Annotated in this window: 16 protein-coding genes; 12 read left to right on the top strand and 4 right to left on the bottom strand. The window is 70.6% G+C overall.

Annotated features, from left to right (window positions below; translation table 11 throughout):
• Window positions 1–16 precede the first annotated feature (16 nt).
• Both ACIP84_RS07040 and ACIP84_RS07045 read right to left on the bottom strand, forming a co-directional pair.
• Window positions 17–2503, bottom strand: a complete 2487-nt coding sequence (locus tag ACIP84_RS07040; RefSeq protein ID WP_401795425.1) for an MFS transporter — start codon at window positions 2501–2503, stop codon at window positions 17–19.
• A gap of 238 nt (window positions 2504–2741) precedes the next feature.
• On the bottom strand, window positions 2742–3185 hold the full coding sequence (locus ACIP84_RS07045; protein ID WP_073907439.1) for an SRPBCC family protein: 444 nt from the start codon (window positions 3183–3185) through the stop codon (window positions 2742–2744).
• 147 nt (window positions 3186–3332) lie between these two features.
• Here ACIP84_RS07045 and ACIP84_RS07050 point away from each other — a divergent pair, with 147 nt between their 5' ends.
• From ACIP84_RS07050 to ACIP84_RS07060, 3 genes are all read left to right on the top strand, one after another.
• On the top strand, window positions 3333–4364 hold the full coding sequence (locus ACIP84_RS07050; protein ID WP_401795428.1) for an Rv2578c family radical SAM protein: 1032 nt from the start codon (window positions 3333–3335) through the stop codon (window positions 4362–4364).
• Window positions 4365–4480: 116 nt separating this feature from the next.
• Window positions 4481–6073 (top strand): alpha/beta hydrolase, encoded by a 1593-nt coding sequence (locus ACIP84_RS07055; protein ID WP_355965555.1) that lies wholly within the window; start codon window positions 4481–4483, stop codon window positions 6071–6073.
• A 76-nt stretch (window positions 6074–6149) separates the two neighbouring features.
• Window positions 6150–6626, top strand: coding sequence for a RidA family protein (locus tag ACIP84_RS07060; RefSeq protein WP_401795431.1), 477 nt, complete (start codon window positions 6150–6152; stop codon window positions 6624–6626).
• Here ACIP84_RS07060 and ACIP84_RS07065 read toward each other — a convergent pair.
• On the bottom strand, window positions 6597–7199 hold the full coding sequence (locus ACIP84_RS07065) for a HEAT repeat domain-containing protein (RefSeq protein ID WP_355965552.1): 603 nt from the start codon (window positions 7197–7199) through the stop codon (window positions 6597–6599). The genes ACIP84_RS07060 and ACIP84_RS07065 overlap by 30 nt on opposite strands.
• A 301-nt stretch (window positions 7200–7500) precedes the next feature.
• Between ACIP84_RS07065 and ACIP84_RS07070 the strand changes: the two genes are divergently transcribed.
• From ACIP84_RS07070 to pssA, 9 genes are all read left to right on the top strand, one after another.
• Window positions 7501–9282, top strand: coding sequence for a 3-hydroxyacyl-CoA dehydrogenase family protein (locus ACIP84_RS07070; protein ID WP_401795434.1), 1782 nt, complete (start codon window positions 7501–7503; stop codon window positions 9280–9282).
• A 115-nt stretch (window positions 9283–9397) separates the two neighbouring features.
• Window positions 9398–10228: a TetR family transcriptional regulator gene (locus ACIP84_RS07075; RefSeq protein ID WP_355965549.1), complete on the top strand. Its 831-nt coding sequence runs from the start codon at window positions 9398–9400 to the stop codon at window positions 10226–10228.
• 440 nt (window positions 10229–10668) lie between these two features.
• Window positions 10669–12006, top strand: a complete 1338-nt coding sequence (gene ccrA, locus ACIP84_RS07080; RefSeq protein ID WP_401795437.1) for a crotonyl-CoA carboxylase/reductase — start codon at window positions 10669–10671, stop codon at window positions 12004–12006.
• Between the two features lie 14 nt (window positions 12007–12020).
• Entirely contained in the window at window positions 12021–14042 is a 2022-nt protein-coding gene (locus ACIP84_RS07085; protein WP_401795440.1) for a protein meaA, read from the top strand.
• The gene (locus tag ACIP84_RS07090) at window positions 14039–15004 is read left to right on the top strand and encodes a CoA ester lyase (RefSeq protein ID WP_015037486.1); all 966 of its coding nucleotides are present in this window, start codon (window positions 14039–14041) and stop codon (window positions 15002–15004) included. Before ACIP84_RS07085 ends, ACIP84_RS07090 begins: the two co-directional genes overlap by 4 nt.
• A 5-nt stretch (window positions 15005–15009) precedes the next feature.
• Window positions 15010–15534 (top strand): MaoC family dehydratase, encoded by a 525-nt coding sequence (locus tag ACIP84_RS07095; RefSeq protein ID WP_209497594.1) that lies wholly within the window; start codon window positions 15010–15012, stop codon window positions 15532–15534.
• A gap of 2 nt (window positions 15535–15536) precedes the next feature.
• The gene (locus ACIP84_RS07100) at window positions 15537–16742 is read left to right on the top strand and encodes an acyl-CoA dehydrogenase family protein (protein ID WP_355965544.1); all 1206 of its coding nucleotides are present in this window, start codon (window positions 15537–15539) and stop codon (window positions 16740–16742) included.
• 169 nt (window positions 16743–16911) lie between these two features.
• Window positions 16912–17568, top strand: a complete 657-nt coding sequence (locus ACIP84_RS07105) for a phosphatidylserine decarboxylase (RefSeq protein WP_015037483.1) — start codon at window positions 16912–16914, stop codon at window positions 17566–17568.
• Window positions 17561–18427, top strand: coding sequence for a CDP-diacylglycerol--serine O-phosphatidyltransferase (gene pssA, locus ACIP84_RS07110; protein WP_355965569.1), 867 nt, complete (start codon window positions 17561–17563; stop codon window positions 18425–18427). The genes ACIP84_RS07105 and pssA overlap by 8 nt, the downstream gene beginning before the upstream one ends.
• Before the next feature lie 71 nt (window positions 18428–18498).
• Here pssA and ACIP84_RS07115 read toward each other — a convergent pair whose 3' ends face one another.
• Window positions 18499–19500: a GNAT family N-acetyltransferase gene (locus ACIP84_RS07115; protein WP_401795445.1), complete on the bottom strand. Its 1002-nt coding sequence runs from the start codon at window positions 19498–19500 to the stop codon at window positions 18499–18501.
• Window positions 19501–19633: the final 133 nt, after the last annotated feature.

Below are 19633 nucleotides of genomic sequence, written 5' to 3' on the forward strand. Positions count from 1 at the left end.
CCCGGGAGGGGGCTCCTCAGTCCTGGTGGCCGAGCTGGAGGTCGCGCTCGGTGCGGCCGCCGCCGGCCATCTGGAGGACGGTCGCGACGGGCGGGTATCCGGCGGCGATGACGGTGTACTCGCCGGAGGACAGGTCCACGAAGCGGAAGGTGCCGTCGGGACCGGTGGTGAGGGTGTCGACGACGTTGCCGGCGGCGTCGAGCAGGGTGACCCGGGCGTCCTCGACGGGGCGGCCGCCGCCTGCCCGTACGGTGCCGCGCAGCACCGCCCCGCCGGCGAGTTCGATGTCCTGGCGGGTCTCGCGGGAGGACTGGACGCTGACGGGGAGCGCCGCGGGCCGGAAGGCGGGGGCGCTGGCGGCGAGTGTGTACTCGCCGGCGACCAGTTCAGAGATGACGTACCCGCCCTCGCGTCCGCTGCGGGTGGAGGCGACGACCTCGCCGCGTACGTCGGTGAGGGTGACGGCCGCGTCCCGTACGGGTGTCCCGTCGGCGGTGACGACGCTGCCCGCGAGCCGGCCGGCGCCGCCGAGGACGACGTCGAGTTCGACGGGCCGGTCGCCGACGGTGACGGAGACGGCCTGGGGCTGGTGTCCGCCGGCCGCGGCGATGAGGACGTACGCGCCGTTGCCGGGGACGCTCAGCGCGTACCGCCCGTCCTCGCCGCTGGCGCCCCGGCCGACCTGCCGGCCCTGGACGTCGATGAGGGTGAGGGCGGCGCGGGGGACGCGGCTGCCGTCGTGGTGCTGGACGGTGCCGCAGACGGGGAGTCCGGAGTGCGGGGCGGCGAAGGGGGCGGGCGCGGGGGCGGCGTGCCGGGCGTGCGGGACGGCCTGGACGCTGCCGGACTCGTCGGCTCCGGTGGCCTCGGTGGTGGGGCTGTGGTGGGTCACCAGCGGTTTCTCCTTGAGGAAGAAGGCGAGGACGAGGCCGAGCACGAGGACCGGCACGAGGTAGAGGAAGATGCGCGGCATCGCGTCCGCGTAGGCCTGGATGTAGGCGTCGCGTACGGCGGGCGGCAGGGTGTGCACCGTCTGCGGGGTGATGGACTCGGCGGGCGGCAGGGAGGTCGCGCCGCCGGCGAGGACGCCGGCGAGCCGGTCGCCGAGGGCGTCGTCGAGCCGGGAGGCGAAGAGGGTGCCGAAGACGGCGGCGCCGACGCTGCCGCCGATCTGGCGGAAGTAGTTGTGGGCGCTGGTGGCGGTGCCGAGGTCACTGGGGCGTACGGAGTTCTGTACGGCGAGGACGAGCACCGGCATGACGAGGCCGATGCCGGTGCCGAGGACGGCCTGCCAGAGGCTGTGCTGGAGGCGCGGGGTGTCGGCGTCCATGCGGGAGAGCAGCCACATGCCGAGGGCGGAGAGGGCACCGCCGAGCAGCGGGTAGATCTTGTAGTGGCCGGTGCGGCTGATGAGTTGGCCGGAGACGACGGAGGCGATGACGATGCCGCCCATGAGGGGCAGCATCAGGAGGCCGGACTCGGTGGCGGTGGCACCCTCGACCATCTGCAGGAAGCTGGGGAGGTAGCTGGCGGCGCCGAAGAGCGCGATGCCGACGACGGCGCCGACGAGGGCGGTCACGGTGAAGACGGAGTCGCGGAACAGCCTGAGCGGGATGAGGGGTTCGGGTGCGTAGTGCTCGACGACCAGGAAGAGCAGGGTGGTTCCGGCGGCGCCGCAGGCGAGGGCGATGACGACGCGGGAGTCCCAGGCGTACTCGGTGCCGCCCCAACTGGTGAGCAGGACCAGGCAGGTGGAGGCGGCGGCGAGGAGGAGGGCGCCGAGGACGTCGAAGCGGGCGCGTGCCGTGGGCTTGGGGAGTTCGAGGACGACGGCGACGACGGCGAGGGTGACGAGCCCGAAGGGCACGTTGAAGTAGAAGCACCAGCGCCAGGAGACGTGGTCGGTGAAGAAGCCGCCGAGCAGGGGTCCCGCGACGGAGGCGAGGCCGAAGGCGGCGCCGATCAGGCCCATGTAGCGGCCGCGTTCGCGGGCCGGGACGATGTCGGCGATGATCGCCTGGACGCCGATCATCAGGCCTCCGGCGCCGATGCCCTGGATGGCGCGGAAGGCGATGAGTTCGTCCATGCTGCGGGACCAGCCGGCGAGTCCGGAGCCGATGACGAAGACGACGATGGCGAAGAGGAAGACGCCCTTGCGGCCGAGGAGGTCGCCGAGCTTTCCGTAGACCGGCAGGCCGATGGTGGCGGTCAGCAGGTAGGCGGTGATGGCCCAGGACATCCGGTCGAGACCCTGGAGTTCGCCGACGATCTTCGGCAGGGCGGTGGCGACGATCATCTGCTCGAGCGCGGCGAGGAGCAGGGCGAGCATCAGGCCGCAGAAGACGAGCCGGACGCGGCGGGGGTCGAGGTGGTCGGCCCGGGCGGGGTGGGGCGGTGGGGTGGGTTCGGTGGGCGGGCCGCCCGCGGCGAGCGGTGCCGCGCCCCCCGTGTCCGCCGGCACCTCTCCGTCCTCGGCGGATTTCACGATCGTGATCGCACCCACGTACCTGCTCCCCTCGTCACGGCGTCTGCGCCGCGCCATTCTTCGCATTGCGCGCGAAGGGGGAGCAAGTCGGGCGGTACGGGAGGTCAGTGGTGTCCGAAGGTCCGAACGGTCCTGCGGTGTGGCGTACTTGGGTCGCTCATCAGCGCGTTTACGAGGGGGCCCGCGCCCCCGGCGCACAGGGGGCGCCGTGACGGGGGTGCGGGCGGTCCACTCGAATCGGTGAACGCTCCGGGCGTTACTTCTCGACCTCGTCCGCCAGCTTGGCGAGGACCGCGTCGTAGATGCGGCCGAGGCCCTTGGGCGCGAAGGTGCGCTCGAAGAAGCCGCCGACGCCGCCGGCGCCGTCCCAGACCGTGGTGACGACGGCGCGGGACTTGCCCTCGCCCGCCGGGGTCACGAGCCAGGTGGTGACCATGGAGGAGTTGCGGTCCTTCTCGACGAGCTGCCCGTCGGTGGGCTCGGTGACCTCCAGGAGGCAGTCGCGGACGCGCTTGCTCGTGGCCTGCAGCTTCCAGTGGACGAGGGTGCCCTCGCCGTCGCCGCCCTCGCGCACCTCGTACTCGCTGAAGTGCTCGGGGAGCAGCTTCGCGCGCGTGCCGCTGTAGTCGGCCAGCGCGTCGAACACCGTCTCCGCGTCGGCGGCGATGATCCGTTCCGTGGTGGCCTCGACCTGCGCCATGGACTTCCTCCAGCTCGTGGTTCCTCAGGGGTGTGGGCCTAGAGAACCACGTGGGCTCCGGGGTGCGAAATCCGGGTTGCAACGATCAAGGGAACAGGTGTTCTATTCTGAGTGAACGGTCGACGCAGAGCCATCGAGGAGGCGCCCATGCGCTGGGACAATCTGGGCGACACCCCCGCCGCTCCCGCCGACATCGCCCTGTTCGGCACGGACGCGGTGACCACCCGGACCTTCGACACCCCCGAGTTCCGCGGCATCACCTTCCACGAGGTACGGGCCCGCTCGATCCTCAACAGGGTGCCCGGCGCCTCCCGGATGCCGTTCGAGTGGACGGTCAACCCCTACCGGGGGTGCACGCACGCGTGTGTCTACTGCTTCGCCCGCAAGACCCACAGCTACCTCGACCTCGACACCGGGCTCGGCTTCGACTCCCAGATCGTCGTCAAGATCAACGCCCCGGAGCTCCTGGCCCGCCAGCTCTCCTCCGCCCGCTGGCAGGGCGCGCACATCGCGATGGGCACCAACGTCGACTGCTACCAGCGGGCCGAAGGCCGGTACGCCCTGATGCCGGGCATCCTCACCGCCCTGCGCGACCGCGCCAACCCCTTCTCGATCCTCACCAAGGGCACGCTGATCCTGCGGGACCTGGAGCTGCTCACCCAGGCCGCCCGGGTCACCGAGGTCGGCATCTCCGTCTCCGTCGGCTTCACCGATCAGGAGCTGTGGCGCACGATCGAGCCCGGCACCCCCTCCCCGCAGCGCAGGCTCGACGTGGTCCGGACGCTCGGCGCGCACGGCATCGACTGCGGGGTCCTGATGGCGCCGGTGGTGCCCTTCCTCGGCGACCGGCCCGAGCAGCTCCGCGACACGGTCCGCGCGATCGCCGAGGCCGGGGCGAGCTCGGTCACCCCGCTGGTACTGCACCTGCGGCCGGGCGCCCGCGAGTGGTTCATGCAGTGGCTGCGGCGCCACCACCCCGGACTGGTGCGGCGGTACGAGCGGATGTACGCGGACGGGGCCTACGCGCCCACGTGGTACCAGCGCCGGATCACCCGTCAGGTGCACGAGCTGGCCGCCGAGTTCGGCATCGGACCCGCGCACCGGGGTGCGACGCGCCGCGTCCCCGTACCGGAGGAGCCGTCCCTCGCGGCCGCCCCCGAGCAGCTCACCCTCCTCTGAGCACGCTCCTCCGATCATCGGACCGGTCACCTGACACGCCGTCGGATCCCCCTCCGTTCGGGTCAACTCTCGGCGAAACAGGTCCTCTCCACCCCGGTTCGGGACACAAACGCCCTATGACCCCACGCGCAGGAATGCTGATCGCCGCAGGAGCGCTGGTCGCCGGGACGGTCACCGTCCTGCCCGCCGCCCCCGCGGGCGCCGGTGAACCGGCCCCCCGTCCCTTCCCCACGCTCGCCTGGACCGGCTGCGCCACCGAGGCGTACCCGAAGCTCCAGTGCGCCACCCTCAAGGTGCCGCTCAACCACGACGACCCGGCCGGGCGGACCGTCACGCTCGCCCTCACCCGGATCCCGCACACCGCGAAGACCTTCCAGGGGCCGCTGCTCGTGAACCCGGGCGGGCCCGGTGGCAGCGGCCGCGGCATGGCCGGGTACGTGGCGTCCTCGCTGCCCCCGAAGGTCGCCGCCGAGTACGACGTCATCGGCTTCGACCCGCGCGGGGTCGGCAAGAGCGAGCCCGCCCTCGACTGCAGGCCCGGCCACTTCGCCCCGGTCCGCCCGGACTCGGTGCCGGGCGACGCCGCCGCCGAGCGGCTCGCGATCGAGCGGGCGCAGGCCTTCGCCTCGGCCTGCGGCAAGAAGTACGCGGACGTGCTGCCGTACATCGACACGGTGAGCACCGCCCGGGACATGGACGTCATCCGGCGCGCACTCGGCGCCCAGAAGATCAACTACCTCGGCTACTCCTACGGCACCTACCTGGGGGCCGTGTACGCGCGGCTGCACCCGGACCGGGTGCGGCGGATGGCGCTGGACTCCGTCGTGAACCCGCACGGCGTCTGGTACGAGGACAACATCGCGCAGGACTACGCCTTCGACACCCGGCACAAGGACTTCATGGCCTGGGTGGCCAAGCAGGACTCCGTGTACAAGCTGGGCGCCGACCCGGCGGCGGTCGAGGCGGCCTGGTACCGGATGCGCGACGCGCTGCGCACCAAGCCGGCCGGCGGGAAGGTCGGGCCGGGCGAGCTGGAGGACACGTATCTGCCCGGCGGGTACTACAACGGCTACTGGCCCCGTCTGGCGAAGGCGTTCGCCGCGTACGTCAACGACGCGGACGCGGTGCCGCTCACGGAGGCGTACGAGCGGTACGGCGAGGCCGACGCGGCCGCCGACAACGGCTACTCGGTCTACACGAGCGTGCAGTGCCGGGACGCGGCGTGGCCCCGTGACTGGAGCGTGTGGCGCAAGGACAACTGGGACGTGCACGCCAAGGCACCCTTCTCCACCTGGAACAACGCCTGGTACAACGCGCCGTGCGCGTTCTGGCCGGTGGAGTCGCTCACGCCGCCGGACGTCAGCAACGACCAGGTGCCGCCGGTCCTCATCCTCCAGGCCACGGACGACGCGGCGACCCCGTACGAGGGCGGGGTCGCCCTGCACCGGCTGATGCGGGGTTCCAGCCTGGTCGTGGAGGAGGGCGGCGGGAACCACGGCGTGACCCTCGGCGGGAACACGTGCATGGACGAGCACCTGTCCGCCTACCTCGCCACGGGCGAGGTCCCGCGCGCCGAGGGCGACGCCGAGGTGGACGCGGTCTGCGCGACGCTGCCCGAGCCGAAGCCCGAGCCGGCGACCCGGACCGCCCCGACCGCGGCCGAGTCCGCGGGCGGCGCGCTGCACGGGTTCCTCGGCCACGTGCGCTGACGTTCCCGGGTCACACACAATGCCCGCGCCCCCTGGGGCGCGGGCATTGTCAGTGCCGTGGGCGAGGATGTGGGACATGACGAGCCACCTGACCCACGTGCCCGCTCCCGACGGGATCGCCGCCACCCCGCAGTACAGCCATGTCGTCTGGGGGACGGGCCGCTTCGTCGCGATATCCGGCCAGTGCGCGTTCGACGCCTCGGGCGCGGTGGTCGGGGCGGGTGACGCGATGGCGCAGGCCCGTCAGGTCTTCGCGAACCTGGACCGCTGCCTCGCGGCGGCGGGCGCCGGGTTCCAGGACGTGGTGAAGCTGACGTACTACGTCACGGACGTCGCCCACCTCCCCGCCGTACGGGAGGCCAGGGACGCCCGTTTCGCGGGGGCGCCGCTGCCGGCGAGCTCGGCGGTCCAGGTGTCGGCGCTCGTCCGCCCGGAACTTCTCGTGGAGATCGAGGCGTTCGCGCTGGTGCCGGAGCGCAGGCCGGAGGCCGGGGCCGACGGTGCGGGCCGCCCGGTGCTCCGCTCAGTGGGTGGAGCCGAGTCGGCCCAGTGACGCTTCCGCCGCGGCGCCGAGCCGGGGGTGCGGGAGCGCGGCCTCCAGAGCGGGGCGGGCCCGGGGGTCCCCGAGGGCGCCCAGGCCCTCGACGCAGGCGAGGCCGACCCGCCAGTGGGGGTCGGCGGCGGGCAGGCGCCGTTCGAGGACGGTGATCAGCGCCGGTACGGACTCGGGGGCGCGGAGGGCGGCGAGCAGCCGGATCGGCAACAGGGCGTAGGCGACGCGGCGTTCGTTGGTGGCGAGGGCGGCGGCCGCGCGGGCGGTACGGGGGTCGCCGAGCCGGGTCAGGGCGTGGGCGGCGGTGACGCAGCGCTCGGGGTCGCGGTGGTTGAGGAGGAGCACCAGGGCCTCGAAGGCGCGCGGGTCGCCCGTGACACCGAGGGCGTAGGCGGCGATCTCGCGGGCCCAGAGGGGCTGTCCGGGCGCGGTGAGGACGTGGTGCAGTTCCTCGGGATCGGTGGTTTCCGCGAGCTGTTCGAATGCCGCCGGAACGGTTCCGGAGTCATTCTCGATCTCATCCCGCAATCGATCGATCATCGAGCAGAATTCCGGATCCTCGGCGTATTCCATGAATCCGAGCCTATCCGCGATCCAGATCACATTTTCCTCAACTTCCCGGGACTGGCGCGCTCGTTACCCGCCGGTTAGTCTCAGGTGAGCGGGGCACCCCCCGCATCTCACAACGGCCTGGTGACGCAGCCGTTGTGGGTGTTTGTCGGTTCGGCAGTTTCGACGTGGCTCCGGGACAGAGTCCGTCGCCCCTTTTCCTCCAGGGCATCGCCCTTTCTCCGGGCAGAGCCCTCGCTCTTTCCCGCGCCCTCTCATGCGCGCACTGCCCTCAGTCGTCACTCTTCCTCTCAGGAGTCCCCTGATGGACACCCCTCTCTCCACCATCGCCGTCGTCGGTCTCGGCACCATGGGCACCGGTATCGCCGATGTCCTGGTCCGCGCCGGCCGCGAGGTCATCGGCATCGACATCAGCGACACCGCCGCCGCCCAGGCCGTCGCCGCCCTGGAGGCCTCCACCGCCCGTGCGGTGGCCCGCGAGCGGATCACCGAGGAGGAGCGGCAGGACGTCCTGGCCCGCTTCCGTACCTTCTCCGACCTCCAGGCGGCCGCGGAGGCCGACCTCGTCATCGAGGTCGTGCCCGAGTCGTACGAGGCGAAGCAGGAGGTGTTCCGGGCCCTCGACGGCATCGTCCGGCCCGGCACGATCGTCGCCACCGGCACGAACGCGCTCTCCGTCACCCGGCTCGCCGCCGACTCGGCGCACCCCGAGCGGGTCCTCGGCCTGCACTTCTTCACCCCGGTCCAGGCGATGAAGCTGGTCGAGGTGGTCTCCTCCGTGCTGACCGACCCGCGGGCCGTCGACGCCGTCACCCGGCTCGCCCTCGACCTGGGCAAGGAGCCGGTGGCGGTCGGCGACCGGGCCGGTTTCATCGCGGACGGGCTGCTCTTCGGCTACCTGAACCAGGCCGCCGCCATGTACGAGGCCAAGTACGCGTCCCGCGAGGACATCGACGCGGCGATGAAGCTGGGCTGCGGTCTGCCGATGGGCCCGCTGGCGCTGCTCGACCTGATCGGCGTCGACACCGCCCGTACGGTCCTCGAGGCCATGTACACGGACTCCCACGACCGGCTGCACGCCCCGGCCCCGATCCTCAAGCAGCTCAGCGAGGCGGGTCTGACCGGCCGCAAGTCGGGCCGCGGCTTCTACACCTACGAGGCGCCGGGCTCCGGCGAGGTCGTGCGGGACGCGCTGACCCCGCTGGGCTCCGCGGAAGCGGCCGGTGGCCGTGAGGTCCGCTCGGTCGGCGTCGCCGGCTCGGGCACCATGGCCTCCGGCATCGCCGAGGTCTTCGCGAAGGCCGGGTACCAGGTCGTCCTCGCCGCCCGCTCGCAGGAGAAGGCGGACACGGCGAAGGCCCGGATCGCCAAGTCGCTGGCCCGCTCGGTCGACAAGGGCCGGATGACGGGCGAGGCGCGCGACGCGACGCTGGCCCTGATCACCCCGGCCGGCACGCTGGACGCCTTCGCCGACGTGGACCTGGCCCTGGAGGCGGTCGCCGAGGACCTGGAGGTCAAGCAGGAGCTGTTCGCGCGGCTCGACAAGATCTGCAAGCCGGGCGCGGTGCTCGCCACCACGACCTCCTCACTGCCGGTCGTGGCCTGCGCCCGCGCCACCTCGCGCCCGCAGGACGTCATCGGGATGCACTTCTTCAACCCGGCGCCGGCCATGAAGCTGGTCGAGATCGTCCGCACGGTGCTGACCGGCGACGACGTCCACGCGACCGTCCGCGAGGTCACCACGAAGATCCGCAAGCACCCGGTGGACTGCGGCGACCGGGCCGGTTTCATCGTGAACGCGCTGCTCTTCCCGTACCTGAACAACGCGATCAAGATGGTCCAGGAGCACTACGCGACCCTGGACGACATCGACGCCGCGATGAAGCTGGGCGGCGGCTACCCGATGGGCCCGTTCGAACTGCTCGACGTGGTCGGTCTGGACGTGTCGCTCGCGATCGAGCAGGTGTTGCACCGCGAGTTCCGGGACCCGGGCCTTGCCCCGGCCCCGCTCCTGGAGCACCTGGTGGCGGCGGGCTGCCTGGGTCGCAAGACGGGGCGCGGCTTCCGCGAATATGCCCGACGCTGAGCCGGGAGCGGCCGGCTGGGGTGGTCTGCTGAGCCCTCCGGGCACCTTCGGTGTCCCGGGGGGCTCCCCGCCCCCACCTGGGCACACTCCCCCTCCGATGCAGTACGTTCGGACCATGCCCAAGGCCGCGAAGACACCCCGTGCCACGTCCCCGTCCGACGCTCCGGAGAGCGCGGCGGGCACTCGTGCCGCCGCGCAGCGGCTCAAGATGCGCCGGGAGCTGGCCACGGCCGCGATGGAGCTCTTCGCGAGCAAGGGGTACGAGGCCACGACGGTCGACGAGATCGCCGCCCGGGCGGGGGTCGCGCGGCGGACGTTCTTCCGGCACTTCCGGTCCAAGGAAGAGGCGATCTTCCCGGATCACGACGACACCCTGGTGCGGGCTGAGGCGGTCCTGAACGCGGCCCCGCCGCACGAGCACCCGCTCGACACGGTGTGCCGGGGCATCAAGGAAGTCATGAAGATGTACGCGGGCTCGCCCGCGGTGTCCGTGGAGCGCTACCGGCTCACCCGCGAGGTGCCGACCCTGCGGGAGCGGGAGATCGCCTCGGTGGCCCGCTACGAGCGGTTGTTCACCCGCTATCTGCTCGGCCACTTCGACGAGCGCGACCACCACGACGGGAACGACGACCCGCTGCTCGCCGAGGTGGCGGCCTCCGCGGTCGTCACGGCCCACAACCACGTCCTGCGCCGCTGGCTGCGGGCGGGCGGGCAGGGCGACGTGGAGACGCAGCTGGACCACGCCTTCGCGATCGTCCGGGAGACCTTCGGCTCGGGCATAGGCGCGGGCCGCCCGGCCCCTTCCCCGTCCTCCCAGGGGACCACCGAGCCGGCCCCGGCCGTCCGGGCCTCCACCACGGGTGACGTGGTGGTGGCCGTGGCACGGACGGACGCTCCGCTCGACGAGGTCATGCGCACGATCCAGCAGGCGCTGACGAAGACCTGACCGGGGCCCCCTCCTCGGGGTTCGACCCCTCATCCGCACTTCTCACGGCGAAAGCCGCCGACTCACGGCGCAGGCCGCCCCTCCCCCGGGGCGGCCTTCGCCCGTTTTGACCTGCGATTCGATCGATCATCGCTCACATGTGACCGGCAGATTGCATATGAGTGAAATTGTTGGCACGCAGTGCCTTGTCACGTGACACGGCGTGCCATACGTTGATGTTGTCCGGGCGGTCGGCGCGCAGAGGTCTCCTCGTGCGCCGGCTGTCCCCACAAGCAATCGTGATCGTGCGCCCGGACGCCTGCGTCACAGGCACCCACCGCGCCCACCAGGCGCAGCCCGCACCACCCCGCCGAACCGACGGCACACCTCCACAGCAGCAGCCCCAGACGTAACCCTCAGCGCGTCCCCCCTCAGGACGCCGCACCGCCGGAGGCAACCCCGTGAAGGACATCCTGGACGCGATCCAGTCCTCGGACTCCACGTCCGCCGACTTCGCGAACATCCCGCTCCCCGAGTCGTACCGCGCCATCACCGTCCACAAGGACGAGGCGGAGATGTTCGCCGGGCTCGCCAGCCGCGACAAGGACCCGCGCAAGTCGCTGCACCTCGACACCGTGCCGGTGCCCGAGCTCGGCCCGGGCGAGGCCCTGGTCGCCGTCATGGCCAGCTCCGTGAACTACAACTCGGTCTGGACCTCGATCTTCGAGCCCGTCTCGACCTTCGGCTTCCTGGAGCGCTACGGCCGGCTCAGCGACCTCAGCAAGCGCCACGACCTGCCGTACCACGTCATCGGCTCCGACCTCGCGGGCGTCGTGCTCCGCACCGGCCCCGGCGTGAACTCGTGGAAGCCCGGTGACGAGGTCGTCGCGCACTGCCTCTCGGTCGAGCTGGAGTCCTCGGACGGCCACAACGACACGATGCTCGACCCCGAGCAGCGCATCTGGGGCTTCGAGACCAACTTCGGCGGCCTTGCGGAGATCGCCCTGGTCAAGTCGAACCAGCTGATGCCGAAGCCCGACCACCTGAGCTGGGAGGAGGCGGCGTCCCCGGGCCTCGTCAACTCCACCGCGTACCGCCAGCTGGTCTCCCGCAACGGCGCCGGCATGAAGCAGGGCGACAACGTCCTCATCTGGGGCGCGAGCGGTGGACTCGGCTCGTACGCCACGCAGTTCGCCCTGGCCGGCGGCGCCAACCCGATCTGTGTCGTCTCCTCCCCCGAGAAGGCCGACATCTGCCGGGCGATGGGCGCCGAGGCGGTCATCGACCGCAACGCCGAGGGCTACAAGTTCTGGAAGGACGAGCACACCCAGGACCCGAAGGAGTGGAAGCGCTTCGGCAAGCGCATCCGCGAGCTCACCGGCGGCGAGGACATCGACATCGTCTTCGAGCACCCGGGCCGCGAGACCTTCGGCGCGAGCGTCTACGTCACCCGCAAGGGCGGCACCATCACCACCTGCGCCTCCACCTCGGGCTACATGCACGAGTACGACAACCGCTACCTGTGGATGTCGCTCAAGCGCATCATCGGCTCGCACTTCGCCAACTACCGCGAGGCGTGGGAGGCCAACCGCCTGATCGCCAAGGGCAAGATCCACCCCACGCTGTCGAAGGTCTACTCCCTGGAGGACACCGGCCAGGCCGCCTACGACGTCCACCGCAACCTGCACCAGGGCAAGGTCGGCGTCCTCGCGCTCGCGCCCGAGGAGGGCCTCGGCGTCCGCAACCCGGAGCTGCGCGCCCAGCACATCGACGCCATCAACCGCTTCCGCAACATCTGAGCCCGGGACCATAGATGACTGAGCGCCAGAAGGACCGGCCGTGGCTCATGCGGACGTACGCCGGTCACTCGACCGCCGAGGCGTCCAACGAGCTGTACCGGCGCAACCTCGCCAAGGGTCAGACCGGCCTCTCGGTCGCGTTCGACCTGCCGACGCAGACGGGCTACGACCCCGACCACATCCTCGCCCGCGGCGAGGTCGGCCGGGTCGGCGTCCCCGTCTCGCACCTCGGTGACATGCGGCGGCTGTTCCAGGACATCCCCCTGGACCAGATGAACACCTCGATGACCATCAACGCCACGGCGATGTGGCTCCTGGCGCTCTACCAGGTGGTCGCCGAGGAGCAGGGTGCGGACGTCACCCGGCTCCAGGGCACCACCCAGAACGACATCGTGAAGGAGTACCTGTCGCGCGGGACGCACGTCTTCCCGCCCGGCCCCTCCCTCCGCCTCACGACGGACATGATCACCTACACGGTGAACAACATCCCGAAGTGGAACCCGATCAACATCTGCAGCTACCACCTGCAGGAGGCCGGGGCCACCCCGGTCCAGGAGATCTCGTACGCGATGTCCACCGCGATCGCCGTGCTCGACGCGGTGTTCGCCTCGGGTCAGGTCCCGGAGGACCGCAAGGGCGAGGTCGTCGCCCGTATCTCCTTCTTCGTGAACGCGGGCGTCCGCTTCATCGAGGAGATGTGCAAGATGCGCGCCTTCGGCCGCATCTGGGACAAGGTCACCCGCGAGCGGTACGGCATCGAGAACGAGAAGCAGCGCCGGTTCCGCTACGGCGTGCAGGTCAACTCCCTCGGCCTGACCGAGGCCCAGCCGGAGAACAACGTCCAGCGGATCGTCCTGGAGATGCTGGCCGTCACCCTCTCCAAGGACGCCCGCGCGCGCGCCGTGCAGCTGCCCGCCTGGAACGAGGCGCTCGGTCTGCCCCGGCCGTGGGACCAGCAGTGGTCGCTCCGCATCCAGCAGGTCCTGGCCCACGAGTCCGACCTCCTGGAGTACGAGGACATCTTCGCCGGCTCGCACGTCATCGAGGCCAAGGTCGACTCGCTCGTCGAGGAGTGCCTGGCCGAGATCGAGCGGATCCAGGAGATGGGCGGCGCGATGGCCGCCGTCGAGTCCGGCTACCTCAAGTCGCAGCTCGTCTCCTCGCACGCCGAGCGGCGCGCCCGGATCGAGGCCGGCGACGAGAAGATCATCGGCGTCAACATCTTCCAGGCGACCGAGGAGAACCCCCTCACCGCCGACCTGGACACCGCCATCATGACGGTGGACCCGGCGAACGAGGCGCGGGTGGTCGCGGCCCTCCACGAGTGGCGCGACAACCGCGACGAGACCCGCGCCCAGGAATCCCTGGCGACGCTGAAGGCGACGGCTGCCGGCGACGGCAACCTCTTCGCCGCCACCCTGGAGTGCGCGCGTGCGGGCGTCACGACCGGGGAGTGGTCCTGGGCGCTGCGGGACGTCTTCGGCGAGTTCCGCGCCCCGACGGGCGTGTCGTCGGCCCCGGTCGCGGTGACGGCCGAGGCGGGCACGCCGCTGGCCCTCGTACGGGACAAGGTGGCGCGGACCGCCGAGGAGATGGGCGTCGGGCGGCTGCGGCTGCTCGTCGGCAAGCCGGGCCTGGACGGGCACTCCAACGGGGCCGAGCAGATCGCCGTACGCGCGCGTGACGCCGGTTTCGAGGTGGTCTACCAGGGCATCCGGCTGACGCCCGAGCAGATCGTGAGCGCGGCCCTCGCGGAGGACGTGCACTGCGTGGGCCTGTCGATCCTCTCCGGCTCGCACGCCGAGCTGGTGCCGGACGTCCTCGACCGCCTCCGCGAGGCGGGCGCGGCCGACGTGCCGGTCATCGTCGGCGGGATCATCCCGAACGCCGACGCCGCAGAACTGAAGCGTGCGGGTGTGGCCGCCGTCTTCACACCGAAGGACTTCGGTATCACGGAGATCATCGGACGTATCGTCGACGAGATCCGGACAGCGAACAAGCTCCACCCCCTTGAAAGTACGGAGGTCCCCGCATGACCAGCCCCGTGAACCGCCTGCGTCCGCGCCGCTCCTGCCTGGCGGTCCCCGGTTCCAACCCGCGCTTCCTGGAGAAGGCCCAGGGTCTCGCCGCCGACCAGGTCTTCCTGGACCTGGAGGACGCGTGCGCCCCGCTGGCCAAGCCCGAGGCCCGGCACACCATCGTGAAGTTCCTGAACGAGGGCGACTGGACCGGCAAGACCCGGGTCGTCCGCGTCAACGACTGGACGACCCACTGGACGTACCGTGACGTCGTCACTGTCGTCGAGGGCGCCGGCCAGAACCTCGACTGCATCATGCTGCCGAAGGTCCAGGACGCCCAGCAGATCGTGGCGCTCGACCTCCTGCTGACCCAGATCGAGAAGACGATGGGCTTCGAGGTCGGCAAGATCGGCATCGAGGCGCAGATCGAGAACGCCCAGGGCCTCACGAACGTCAACGCGATCGCGCAGGCCTCCCAGCGCGTCGAGACGATCATCTTCGGCCCGGCCGACTTCATGGCCTCCATCAACATGAAGTCGCTGGTCGTGGGCGAGCAGCCGCCCGGCTACCCGGCGGACGCGTACCACCACATCCTGATGAGCATCCTGATGGCCGCCCGCGCCAACAACCTCCAGGCGATCGACGGCCCGTACCTCCAGATCCGCAACCAGGAGGGCTACAAGGCGGTCGCGCAGCGCGCCGCCGCCCTCGGTTTCGACGGCAAGTGGGTGCTGCACCCGGACCAGGTCGCCGCCGCGAACGAGATCTTCTCGCCCTCGCAGGAGGACTACGACCACGCCGAGCTGATCCTCGACGCGTACGACTACTACACGTCCGAGGCCGGCGGGAAGAAGGGCTCCGCGATGCTCGGCGACGAGATGATCGACGAGGCCTCCCGCAAGATGGCCCTGGTCATCTCGGGCAAGGGCCGTGCCGCCGGCATGCAGCGCACCAGCAAGTTCGAGATCCCGGAGGCCTGAGTCCGATGCAGTTCGGCCGTACCTACGAAGAGTTCGAAGTCGGTGCCGTCTACAAGCACTGGCCCGGAAAGACGGTCACGGAGTACGACGACCACCTCTTCTGTCTGCTGACGATGAACCACCATCCGCTGCACATGGATGTGAACTACGCCGAGAACACGACGGATTTCGGCAGGAACGTCGTCGTCGGCAACTACATCTACTCGCTGCTGCTCGGCATGTCCGTGCCGGACGTCTCCGGCAAGGCCATCGCCAACCTGGAGATCGAGTCGCTGCGGCACGTGGCGCCGACCTTCCACGGCGACACGATCTACGGCGAGACCACGGTCCTCGACAAGACCCCGTCGAAGTCGAAGAACGACCGCGGCATCGTCTACGTCGAGACCAAGGGCTACAAGCAGGACGGCACCCTCGTGTGTGTCTTCCGCCGCAAGGTGATGGTCCCCACCGAGACGTACATCAAGGAGCGCGGCGGCGAGCAGCCCGGCCGCCCCGAGCTGATCGAGCCCGCCAAGAAGACGGAGAAGTAGCCATGGCCCGACTCGCCCAGACCGCCGGGCTCACGGACGTCCAGCAGGAGATCCTCAAGACCGTCCGGGAGTTCGTCGACAAGGAGATCATCCCGGTCGCCACCGAGCTGGAGCACCGCGACGAGTACCCCCAGCAGATCGTCGACGGGCTCAAGGAGCTCGGCCTCTTCGGTCTGATGATCCCCGAGGAGTACGGGGGTCTGGGTGAGTCGCTCCTCACCTACGCGCTGTGCGTGGAGGAGATCGCACGTGGCTGGATGTCGGTCTCCGGCATCATCAACACGCACTTCATCGTGGCGTACATGCTGAAGCAGCACGGCACCCAGGAGCAGAAGGACTACTTCCTTCCGCGGATGGCGGCCGGCGAGACCCGTGGCGCGTTCTCGATGTCGGAGCCGGGCCTCGGCTCGGACGTGTCGGCGATCACGTCGAAGGCGGTCAAGGACGGCGACGAGTACGTCCTGAACGGCCAGAAGATGTGGCTGACCAACGGCGGGACGTCAACGCTGGTCGCCGTTCTCGTCCGAAGTGACGAAGGACACCCGGAGGGCACCGCCCCCCACAAGTCGATGACGACCTTCCTCGTCGAGAAGGAGCCCGGCTTCGGAGAGGTCCGCCCCGGCCTCACCATCCCCGGGAAGATCGACAAGATGGGTTACAAGGGCGTCGACACCACCGAGCTCATCATGGACGGACTGCGCATTCCGGCCAATCGGGTCCTCGGTGGGGCCACCGGCCGAGGGTTTTACCAAATGATGGACGGCGTCGAGGTCGGCCGGGTGAACGTGGCGGCCCGTGGCTGCGGCGTCGCTCAGCGTGCCTTCGAGCTCGGTGTCTCGTATGCCCAGCAACGTCACACTTTCGGCAAGGCGATCGCCCAGCACCAGGCGATTCAGTTCAAGCTGGCCGAGATGGCTACCAAGGTCGAGGCCGCTCATGCGATGATGGTGAACGCAGCACGCAAAAAGGACTCCGGGGAACGAAACGACCTTGAAGCAGGGATGGCGAAGTACCTCGCCTCCGAATACTGCAAGGAGGTCGTCGAGGATGCCTTCCGCATCCACGGCGGCTACGGGTTCTCCAAGGAGTACGAGATCGAGCGCCTCTACCGCGAGGCGCCGATGCTGCTCATCGGTGAAGGTACCGCCGAGATCCAGAAAATGATCATTGGTCGTCGGCTGCTCGAGGAGTACCGATTCCAGGGTTGATTGTCGGTTTTGAGTCGTTTCGGCCGCGAAGAAGATCACACCCTGTGTTCGTCTTCCGGCCGTCGACTCGGTTCCTGGCTTACCCAGTTGCGCCCCGCAACCGATAGCATCGAGGGAAAGCCGCCGTCCCCCGTTGCCAGTGCGGCATCATCCGCTACGAAGGTCATCCATGCCCCACAGCCAAACCTCTGCACACCGCGACAGCCTCACGGGCGTACGCATTGCGCGCGGAGCATCGCCGTGGCTTCTGCCGACCGTCGCCACCGCGGCGCTCAGCCTCGTGCGCGCGCGCAAGTCGAGGCGGGCCGCGGCCATCGCCGTGCCGACCACCGCGCTCGCGGCCGGCATGCTGTGGTTCTTCCGCGACCCCGAGCGTGAGATCGCTCAGGGCCGGGTCATCTCCCCCGCCGACGGTGTGGTGCAGAGCATCATGCCGTGGAAGGACGGGCGCACCCGGGTCGCCATCTTCATGAGCCCGCTGAACGTCCACGTCAACCGCGCGCCGCTGGCCGGCACCGTGACGTCCGTGGAGCACGTTCCCGGCGGGTTCGTCCCGGCGTTCAACAAGGAGAGCGAGAACAACGAGCGCGTTGTCTGGCACTTCGACACCGAGCTCGGCGACATCGAGATGGTGCAGATCGCGGGCGCCGTCGCCCGGCGCATCGTGCCGTACATCCCGCAGGGGACCAAGGTCGAGCAGGGTGACCGCATCGGTCTGATCCGCTTCGGCTCGCGTGTCGACATCTACCTCCCCGAGGGTGTCGAGGTCGCCGTCGAGGTCGGCCAGGCCACCACAGCGGGGGTGACTCGCATTGACCGTGATTGATCCCGACACACGGGCCGCCGACTGGGTCGCCGGCACCGACACGGACGGGTCCGAAGAGGCCGAGGAGATGCCGCTGTCGTTGAGGCTGTCCATAGCGGACGCGCTCACGCTCGGTAACGCCACGTGTGGATTCATGGCGGTGTACTTCACCACCACGGGCATCCTCATCCCGCACCTCACGGGCAGCACGGAGACCGGCATGGCGCGCAACAGCGCCGCCACGGCCGTGATCCTGATGCTGGCCGCGGCGATCTTCGACCTGTTCGACGGCATCGTGGCGCGCAAGCTGCGCTCCTCCCCGATGGGCGCCGAGCTCGACAACCTCTCGGACCTGATCAGCTTCGGTCTGGCCCCGGCCTACTTCGTACTCGTGTACGGCATGGTCACGCCCGGCGCGCAGCAGAAGGTCTCGGCGGTCGCCGCGATCGTGGTGCTGCTCGCGGTGGTGCTGCGGCTGGCGAGATTCTCCTGCGTGACCATGAAGGACGGCATGTTCCAGGGCATGCCGAGCCCCTTCGGCGCGCTGACGGTGGTCTCGATCGTGCTTCTGGAGCTGCCGTTCATCCCGACGCTGCTCGCGATCATCGGCGTCGCCTGGCTGATGGTGAGCCGGGTCGAGTACCCCAAGCCGCGGGGCATCCTCGCGGTGGCGATGCTCAGCTGGATCGTCGGCGCGATGGGCATGCTGGCGGCCTGGGCCTTCGACGCTCCGGGCGGACAGTTCCTGCTCCAGACCGGGTGCGCGCTCCAGGTCGTGATGGGCGCCGTGATCCCCCTCTTCGCGACGGCCCGTCGGGTGAACACCTTCCGCGGCAACCGGCGTGAGAGCCGGGAGGCGCGGGCGGCACAGCTGCCCTAGCGCGGCACGCGTGCGTACGGGAAGGGCCCCGGAGGCGATGTCGCCTCCGGGGCCCTTCCCCTTCCCCCGGGCTAGCCGAGGCGCTTGTAGTACAGCGTGGTCGCGCGCAGGACACCCGCCGGGTCGGCGGCGAAGTCCGGGATCGTGCCGGCGGCCGTCCAGCCCGCGCCCCGGTAGAGGCGCTCGGCGGGGCTGTCGGTCTGGGTGTCCAGGACGAGCAGGGTGAGACCGGTGGCGGCGGCGTGGGCCTCGGCCGTGGCGAGGAGCCGGTACCCGAGGCCTCCGCCGCGGGCCGAGCGGTGCACCAGGAGACGGGAGATCTCGCCGCGGTGCCCGCCGTTGGCCGCGCCCCCGCGGACGAGGGTGACCACGCCCGAGAGGCGCCCGTCGGGGCCGTGGGCCGCCCAGACGTCCCGTACGCCCTCGGCCGCCTCCTCCGCGACGCGCGCCCACCAGGCGGCCGCCTCGGAGGCCGTGACGGACGCCAGGAAGCCGACGGAGGCGCCGGAGTCCACGGCGTCGAGGAGGAGCCCGGCGAGACCGGCGGAGGCATGCGCCCGTACGGCCTCGGGAGTGAGGCGCTCGATGACGTCGAACGGCTTCTCCAGGCACAGGAGGTCGGGCCGCTCGTCCCACGAGGCGACGGTCCCGAAGCCGAGGCTCCGGTAGAGAGCGAGCGGCTCCTCCCGCCACGACCACACCGTGAGGCGTACGGCGGGCGCTCCGGAGGCCGCGGCGCGGCGCAGGGCCTCGGACATGAGGGCCTTCGCGAGGCCCTTCCGCCGGGCTTCCGGCTCGACCCAGAGCCGCTTGATCTCGGGCGCCCGGCCCTCGTACGGGGCCTTGAGGACGACGCATCCGGCCGGGAGGTCCTCGCCGGGCGGGGTGGCGAGCAGGACCGTGTCGGCGGTGAAGGCGGCGGCCGGGTCCTCGGCCTCGCCCCGGTATACGGCCGGAAGCGCGGCGACCGCCGCCACGGGCGTCCCCTTCTCGGCCTGGTTGGCCAGGTGGTACGCGCCCAGCAGGTCGGGAAGACGCGGGTGGGAACGGTTCTCCTCGATCGATGCGTTCATGGCCCTGAGCCTCACACCGTCTTGTTTCCGGCGTGTGACCGGTACGCGCCGGGCGGCGCCGTGGCCGCCGTGCTCGCCGGGGATCCGGCGGCCCGGTTCCTCGGAGGCACGGCGGCCGACGACGCGGTGAGTT

This window comes from Streptomyces sp. NPDC088707 (assembly GCF_044752725.1).
In the GTDB taxonomy this organism is placed as follows: Bacteria; Actinomycetota; Actinomycetes; order Streptomycetales; family Streptomycetaceae; genus Streptomyces.